Source organism: Jiangella rhizosphaerae, from assembly GCF_003579925.1.
GTDB lineage: Bacteria > Actinomycetota > Actinomycetes > Jiangellales > Jiangellaceae > Jiangella > Jiangella rhizosphaerae.
In genome coordinates this window covers 1-7,331 of sequence record NZ_QUAL01000032.1, presented here as the reverse complement: position 1 = coordinate 7,331, position 7,331 = coordinate 1, and the positions used below count along the sequence as shown (strand labels likewise).

The window sequence follows — 7,331 nt, the reverse complement described above, 5'->3', positions numbered from 1 at the left end:
CGCCGGCGGAGCCGGCCACTCCGGCGGCGTGGGCCAGCGGGGTGGTGGCGCCGTCGGCGCAGGCGGTGAGGGCGGCCCAGCCCAGCTCGGCGAGGGCGTCGGCGCGGCGCTGGTCCTTCGTCCGCGCCGGGACCCCGGCGGCGGCGTCGGCACGTTTGGCGTCCGCCGCGGCCGCGTTCAACGCCGTGTCCAGGGCGGCGGCGTCGGCGGCGGGCAGCCGCGCCTCCAGATGCGCCATCCCATCCGACGCGGGGGTGATGGCGACGTAGCGGCGCTCACGAGCCGTCTCGTACCGGTCCGCCGCCTCGGTCGGGGCGAGTTCATGCAGCAACTGCTTGATCAGCTTCCGCAGCGCGACCGAATCCAGGAACGGCGCCTTGGGCAGTACCGCCGCCTCCACCCGTCGGCGGACATGCGGGTCTTGGCCGCCGAGCTCGTCGGTGACCACCCGGGCGCGGCGCAGATCGATCAGCCCGGTCGCGAGCAGGGCGTGCGTGTCGGGAAAATCGAGCACCAGCTGGATCGCGTGGCCGACCTGGTTCTCCGCCTGCCTACAGGTGACCTGACAGCGCCCGGCGAGCGTCATCGCGGTGTTCGTCACCGGGTTCACCGACCGGTACCCCGTCTCATCGGGACGCATCTCCGCCCGGGAGGCCAACTGCGCGGCCGCGCCCGCCTCGAACCCGGCCACCCACGCGGCCAACCGGGCGGACGCCGCCACCGCCTCCACCAGCTCGTCAGCCGTAGCGACCGACGGATCGAACGCCGCCAGCCGCGCCGCCAACTCCGGCCCCGCCGGCACCTGCTCGATATCGAAGACCGCGACAGCGGCCTCACCGCCGGTGCACAACTGTTCCAGCAGCGCCGGATCGATGTCGGCGACGCTCGGATCGTCATGCGGNATCGATGTCGGCGACGCTCGGATCGTCATGCGGCCACGCCACCTCCCACCCCGCCGGCGGAGCAACCTCCGGCGGCGGAGCAGTCAGCAGCGCTTCTTCGAACATGCCAATGATCTTAGACCGACCCACCGACAAGGTCCGGATCAGCCGAGGGGCACGTGGTTGTGCTCAGCCGCCGACCGCGGCAGGTACCGGCCGGGCGTCAGGCCGGTGAGGGCGCGGAAGTCGTTGACGAGGTGCGCCTGGTCGAAGTAGCCGTGCGACGCCGCGACCTCCGCCCAGTCCGGCGCCGGGACGCCGGACGCCGTCACCGTGCGCAGCACCCGCTGCAGCCGCCGGACCCGGGCGAACTGCTTCGGCGACAGCCCGACGGCGGCGTGGAAGCGGCGCCGCAGGGTCGACGCCGACGCCCCGAGCCGGTCGGCGACGGCACCGACCGCGGCGCCGCGGTCGAGGGCGTCGACGGCGTAGGCGACAGCGGGGTCGCGCCGCGGTCCGCCGGAGGCACGCAGCCGCGCGAGGAGCAGGCGTTCCAGCACGTCCAGCCGCTCCCCGGGCGTCCTCGCGCTGAGCACCCACTCGCGCACGCTGCCGCCGTCCGGCCCCCAGACGTCGGCCAGGGCGGTGACGTGGTCGGTGAGCGCGCACACCGGCAGGTCCACGAACGCCGCCAGCCCGCCGGGACGGAACACGACGCCGGCCGTGCACGCCTGGTCGGCGGTGTCGACCCCGATCGGCCGGGCGAGCGGCGCACACAGGCCGGCGCCACCGACCCCGCGGCGCTCGGCGAGGTCGGCGCCGTCGTACCAGTTCAGACGGTCGGCGGCGAGGTTGACGACGAGCTGCGCGGCGCCGGTGGGCAGGGTGCGGTCACGTCCGGGCGGCAGCGGCTCGTCGACGTACCAGAGGTGTTCGACGAACGGCGCGAGCTCGGGCCGCGACCGGCGGAACAGCATGTCAGTCGTGGCGGCCGGTGACCGCCACCCGGGCGCCCAGCCCGATCATCGCGACGCCGCCGACGGCGCTGAAGTGGCCCAGCCGCCCGGGCGAGCGGGCGAACCACTCGCGCGCGGTGCCGGCGCCCACCGCCCAGCAGCTGTCCATGAGGAACGCCATCACGGTGAAGACGGCGCCGAACAGCACCATCTGCACGGCAGCGCTCGCGCCCGCGGGATCGATGAACTGCGGGAGGACGGCCGCGAAGAAGACGATGACCTTCGGATTCGTCAGCCCGACGACGAAGGCCTCGCGCGCGGCGCGGCGGGCGCTGGTGATGCGGACCGCCCCGGCCGCCCCCGCGAACGACTTGCGGTGCCGGATCGCCTGCACACCCAGGTAGATCAGGTACGCGGCGCCGGCGAACTTGAGGATGGTGAAGACGACGATGGATCGCTCGACGATGGCGCCGAGCCCGAACGCGACGGCGAGTGCCTGCAGCATCGCGCCGACGGCGTTGCCGGCCGCCGACGCGATGCCGCCGCGCCGGCCGAGCACCAGGGCCCGGCCGACGGTGAACAGCACGCTCGGGCCGGGGATCGCGATGAGGACGAACGAGCTGACGACGAACGCGAGCAGGTGCGTGGTCGAGATCATCGCGATCCCCCTTCCGTCAACGAAGAGACGACGGCGTCAGCGCGCCGCGGTGCCCTCGGTGTAGTCGTCGTCGCTGGACTTCACCCAGCTCATGAGCTTGCGCAGCTCGCGGCCGGTGGCCTCGATCGGGTGCGCCTCGCCCTGCGCCCGCAGCCGCTTGAAGTCCGGCGCGCCGGCGTCCTGGTCGGCGATGAAGCCGGCCGCCCACGAGCCGTCCTGGATCGCCGTCAGGGCGTCCTTCATGCGCTCCTTCACCGACGCGTCGATGATCTTCGGGCCGGTGGTGTAGTCGCCGTACTCGGCGGTGTCGGAGACGCTCCAGCGCTGCTTGGCGATGCCGCCCTCGTACATGAGGTCGACGATCAGCTTGAGCTCGTGCAGCACCTCGAAGTAGGCGACCTCCGGCTGGTAGCCGGCCTCGGTCATGACCTCGAAACCGGCCTGCACCAGGTGCGACACGCCGCCGCAGAGCACCGTCTGCTCACCGAACAGGTCGGTCTCGGTCTCCTCGGCGAACGTCGTCCTGATGCCGCCGGCCCGCAGGCCGCCGATGCCCTTGGCGTAGGAGAGCGCCAGCGCCCAGGCCGAGCCCGACGCGTCCTGCTCGACGGCGACCAGCACCGGCACGCCGCGGCCGTCGGCGAACTCGCGCCGTACGAGGTGACCCGGGCCCTTCGGGGCGACCATGGCGACGTCGACGTTGGCCGGCGGCTTGATGTAGCCGAACCGGATGTTGAAGCCGTGGCCGAAGAAGAGCGCGTCGCCCTCCTGCAGGTTCGGCTCGACGTCGTTGGCGTAGATGTGCCGCTGCACGTGGTCGGGCGCCAGGATCATGATGAGGTCGGCCTCGGCGGCCGCCTCGGCCGGCGTCACGACCCGCAGGCCCTCGGCCTCGGCCTTGGCGCGGCTCTTCGAGCCCTCCTGCAGGCCGACGCGGACGTCCACGCCGGAGTCGCGAAGGCTCAGCGCGTGCGCGTGGCCCTGGCTTCCATAGCCGATGACGGCGACGACCCGTCCCTGGATGACCGAGAGGTCGGCGTCGTCGTCGTAGTACATCTCTGCCACGAGGGCGTCTCCTTCTATCTCTGGGTTTCTATGCGACGCGGTCGACGGGTCGCAGCGCGCGGTCGGTGATGGAGCGCGATCCGCGGCCCACCGCCACCACGCCGGACTGCACCAGCTCGCGGATGCCGTACGGTTCCAGCACCTTGAGCAGCGCACTCAGCTTGTCAGACGAGCCGGTCGCCTCGATCGTCACCGCGTCGGTGGCGACGTCGACGACCTTGGCGCGGAACAGCTCGACCGTCTGCAGCACGTGCGGCCGGGTCTCGGGATCGGTGCGGACCTTCACCAGCACCAGCTCGCGCTGGACCGACTGGCCGGGGTCGAGCTCGACGATCTTGAGCACGTTGACCAGCTTGTTCAGCTGCTTCGTGACCTGCTCCAGCGGCGAGTCCTCGACGTCGACGACGACGGTCATGCGGGACACCGCGGGGTGCTCCGTCGGCCCGACGGCGAGGGAGTCGATGTTGAAGCCGCGGCGCGAGAACAGCGCGGCGATGCGCGCCAGGACGCCCGGCTTGTTCTCGACCAGCACCGACAGCGTGTGCTTGCTCATCGTGTCCTCTCAGTCCTCGGAGCGGTCCCACTCGGGGGCCATGCCCCGGGCGATCTGGATCTCGTCGTTGCTGGTGCCGGCGGCGACCATCGGCCACACCATGGCGTCGCGGTGCACGCCGAAGTCGACCACGACCGGGCGGTCGTCGACGGCCATCGCCTTCTCGATGGTGGCATCGACGTCCTCGGCGGTGTCGCAGCGCAGCCCGACGCAGCCGTAGGCCTCGGCCAGCTTGGCGAAGTCGGGGATGCGGCGGCTGCCGAGGTCGGTGTTGGAATACCGGCCGTCGTAGAACAGCGTCTGCCACTGCCGGACCATGCCGAGGCTCTCGTTGTTGATGACCGCGACCTTGATCGGGATGCCCTCGATGGCGCAGGTGGCCAGCTCCTGGTTGGTCATCTGGAAGCAGCCGTCGCCGTCGATGGCCCAGACGGTGGTGTCGGGCCGGCCGGCCTTGGCGCCCATGGCGGCCGGGACGGCGTATCCCATGGTGCCGGCGCCGCCGGAGTTCAGCCAGGTGTTCGGGTTCTCGTACGAGATGAACTGCGAGGCCCACATCTGGTGCTGGCCGACGCCGGCGACGTAGATGGCGTCGCTGCCGACCAGCTTGCCGAGCCGCTCGATCACGTACTGCGGCATGAGCTCGCCGTTCTCGGCCGGCGTGTAGCCCAGCGGGTAGTTCTCGCGCCACTGGTCCAGCTGCCGCCACCAGCCGGTGAGGTCGGCCCGGGTGCCGGCGGCGAACTCGGCCTCGATGGCCGGGATCAGCTCGCCGATGACCTCCTTGCAGTCGCCGACGATCGGGACGTCGGCGACGCGGTTCTTGGAGATCTCGGCCGGGTCGATGTCGGCGTGGATGACGGCGGCGTTCGGCGCGAACGACGACAGCTTGCCGGTGACGCGGTCGTCGAACCGGGCGCCCAGCGCGATCAGCAGGTCGGCCTTCTGCAGCGCCGTCACCGCCGCGACCGCGCCGTGCATGCCGGGCATGCCCAGGTGCTGCGGGTGGCTGTCGGGGAACGCGCCGCGAGCCGTGAGCGTCGTGACGACGGGGAACCCGGTCAGCTCGGCCAGCCGGCGCAACTCCGTCCAGGCACGGGCGCGCAGGACCCCGCCGCCGACGTAGAGCACCGGGCGCTTGGCCGCCGCCATCAGCCGGGCCGCCTCGCGGACCTGCTTGGCGTGCGGACGGGTCACCGGCCGGTAGCCGGGGAGGTCGAGCTCGACCGGCCAGCGGAACGTCGTCATGGCCTGCATGGCGTCCTTGGCGACGTCGACGAGGACCGGCCCCGGCCGCCCCGTCGTCGCGATGTGGAACGCCTCGGCGATGGTCCGCGGGATCTCGGCGGGGTCGGTCACCAGGTAGTTGTGCTTGGTGATCGGCATCGTGATGCCGCGGATGTCGGCTTCCTGGAACGCGTCGGTACCGATGGCCGCCGACGCGACCTGGCCGGTCACCGCGACCATCGGGACGGAGTCCATGTGCGCGTCGGCGATGGGCGTGACCAGGTTCGTCGCGCCCGGCCCCGACGTCGCCATGCAGACGCCCGGCTTCCCCGTGGCCAGCGCGTAGCCCTCGGCGGCGTGACCGGCGCCCTGCTCGTGCCGGACCAGGATGTGCCGGATCTGCTGGGAGTCGAGCATCGGGTCGTAGGCCGGGAGGATCGCGCCGCCGGGAATGCCGAATACGGTGTCGACGCCGACCGCCTCGAGCGAGCGGATGAGGCTCGCGGCGCCCGTCATCGTCGTCCCGTTGTCCCTGGTGGGCTGTCCCTGCGGCATGGCCGGACCCTTCTTCTCCGTGGTCGTGTGTCCGTGTCGAGCTGTCCCGTGCAACAAAAAACCCCTCGGCCCGGGTGCGGGCTGACGAGGGGTAGCGCGTCGGCTGGTTCGCCTGACGCGCTAATGAAGTACGAGAATGCCGAAACGCACGAATGCACGGTCCCTCACCCGGAGGGTGCGCGTCAAGGCAGATCCATGGATGTCTCACCATCCGGAATCGGTGTTCAGATCGTGGTCGCTCAGCGTACTCGGGTCCGCCGGGCCCACGGCCGGCCTCTGACCAGGAGCACCCGGCAGCGCGCCGCCGTCTGCGGGCCGAGATAGGCGCCGAGGACGGCCGCCGCCCGGTCGGCGGCGTCGGCCACCTCGTCCAGGTCCGCGCCTGGGTCGAGGGCGGCCCGCAGTTCGGCCACCACCTCGCGCTGGTCGCGCCAGACCCGGCCGGAGCGCGCCGTCACGCCCGGCGCCTCGTCCAGAGCCGCCGACGCCGCCTCGACCAGTGCGCCGGAGTCGACCTCGAGCGCACCGCCGCGACCGGTTCCCGGCAGCTTCAGCCGGGCGAGGCTGCGGCGGCGCGCGTGCGCCCCCAGCCACAGCAGGCCGACGACCACGAGCAGCAGTCCCAGCAGACCGACCGCCCAGGGCCACCAGCGCTCACCGGTGCGGTCGAGCAGGGCCGACGCGTCCAGGCGGTCGACGGCGTCCGGGATCCAGTCCCGCTCCCAGGCGACCGCCGCGGCGCCGAGCACCAGCAACGCCAGCCCGGTCAGCAGCACGGCCAGCCGCTCGGCGCCGGCCGCCGCCCGGTTCATCGCTCCTCCTTCCGCCGCGCGCCCACGCGCACCTTCGGCGTCCGGGCCAGCCTGGTCAGCCGCTCGGCCACGCTCTGCCGCACCTCGGCGGGGGTCTCCGGCTCGCCGTCGGTGACCACCCGGACCGCCACGGAGCGCCGCCGCGCCCGCGCGCCCGCGTCGAGCACCCCGCCGTGGCCAGCCGCACTGTCGACGGTCAGCTCCTCGATCGCGCCGCGCGTGGCGAACACCCCGGTGCGCGCCGCGACGGGGAGCGACCGCCGCGGCCGCGGCCACAGCGCGGCCAGCACGAGCACGAGGCCGGCCAGGGCGACGGCGATGCCCGCGGGCAGCATCCAGTCCTGCGGCTCCAGCCCGTCGAGCCACTCCAGCAACGGCTCGACCAGCCGCCGTCCGCCGACGACGCCGCCCTGGACCAGCGCGTCGTAGATCGCGGCGACGCCCAGTGCCGTGAGGAGCAGCGCCACCAGCAGGCCGGCCTTCCGGGCGGCTCCCGGCGCCGCCGGCCGTCCCGCCCCCGGCAGCGGCTCGGCCTCGGGCGGCGGCCGGTACGGGGCGACCGCCGTCACGCGCACGTCGACGCGGTCGACCGTCAACCCGGTCAGCTCGCCGACCTCGCGGGCG

Annotated in this window: 8 protein-coding genes; all 8 read right to left on the bottom strand. The window is 73.0% G+C overall.

The features are described 5' to 3' along the window. Positions 1 to 691: DUF222 domain-containing protein (locus DY240_RS33965; RefSeq protein ID WP_407659271.1), on the bottom strand; the 691-nt coding region annotated here is incomplete at its 3' end. A 354-nt stretch (positions 692 to 1,045) separates the two neighbouring features. Beyond that, positions 1,046 to 1,858 (bottom strand): helix-turn-helix domain-containing protein, encoded by an 813-nt coding sequence (locus tag DY240_RS03620; protein WP_119658604.1) that lies wholly within the window; start codon positions 1,856 to 1,858, stop codon positions 1,046 to 1,048. Position 1,859: 1 nt separating this feature from the next. Next, positions 1,860 to 2,495: a LysE family translocator gene (locus tag DY240_RS03615; RefSeq protein ID WP_119658603.1), complete on the bottom strand. Its 636-nt coding sequence runs from the start codon at positions 2,493 to 2,495 to the stop codon at positions 1,860 to 1,862. A gap of 36 nt (positions 2,496 to 2,531) precedes the next feature. Next, positions 2,532 to 3,560 (bottom strand): ketol-acid reductoisomerase, encoded by a 1,029-nt coding sequence (gene ilvC / locus DY240_RS03610; RefSeq protein WP_119658602.1) that lies wholly within the window; start codon positions 3,558 to 3,560, stop codon positions 2,532 to 2,534. A gap of 28 nt (positions 3,561 to 3,588) precedes the next feature. Beyond that, on the bottom strand, positions 3,589 to 4,113 hold the full coding sequence (gene ilvN / locus DY240_RS03605; protein ID WP_119658601.1) for an acetolactate synthase small subunit: 525 nt from the start codon (positions 4,111 to 4,113) through the stop codon (positions 3,589 to 3,591). 9 nt (positions 4,114 to 4,122) lie between these two features. Further along, positions 4,123 to 5,952: an acetolactate synthase large subunit gene (locus tag DY240_RS03600; RefSeq protein ID WP_407659270.1), complete on the bottom strand. Its 1,830-nt coding sequence runs from the start codon at positions 5,950 to 5,952 to the stop codon at positions 4,123 to 4,125. 182 nt (positions 5,953 to 6,134) lie between these two features. Continuing rightward, the gene (locus tag DY240_RS03595) at positions 6,135 to 6,707 is read right to left on the bottom strand and encodes a hypothetical protein (protein WP_119658599.1); all 573 of its coding nucleotides are present in this window, start codon (positions 6,705 to 6,707) and stop codon (positions 6,135 to 6,137) included. Beyond that, positions 6,704 to 7,331 (bottom strand): DUF6286 domain-containing protein (locus DY240_RS31605; RefSeq protein WP_119658598.1); only part of this gene is annotated, 628 nt, incomplete at its 5' end. The genes DY240_RS31605 and DY240_RS03595, both read right to left, overlap by 4 nt.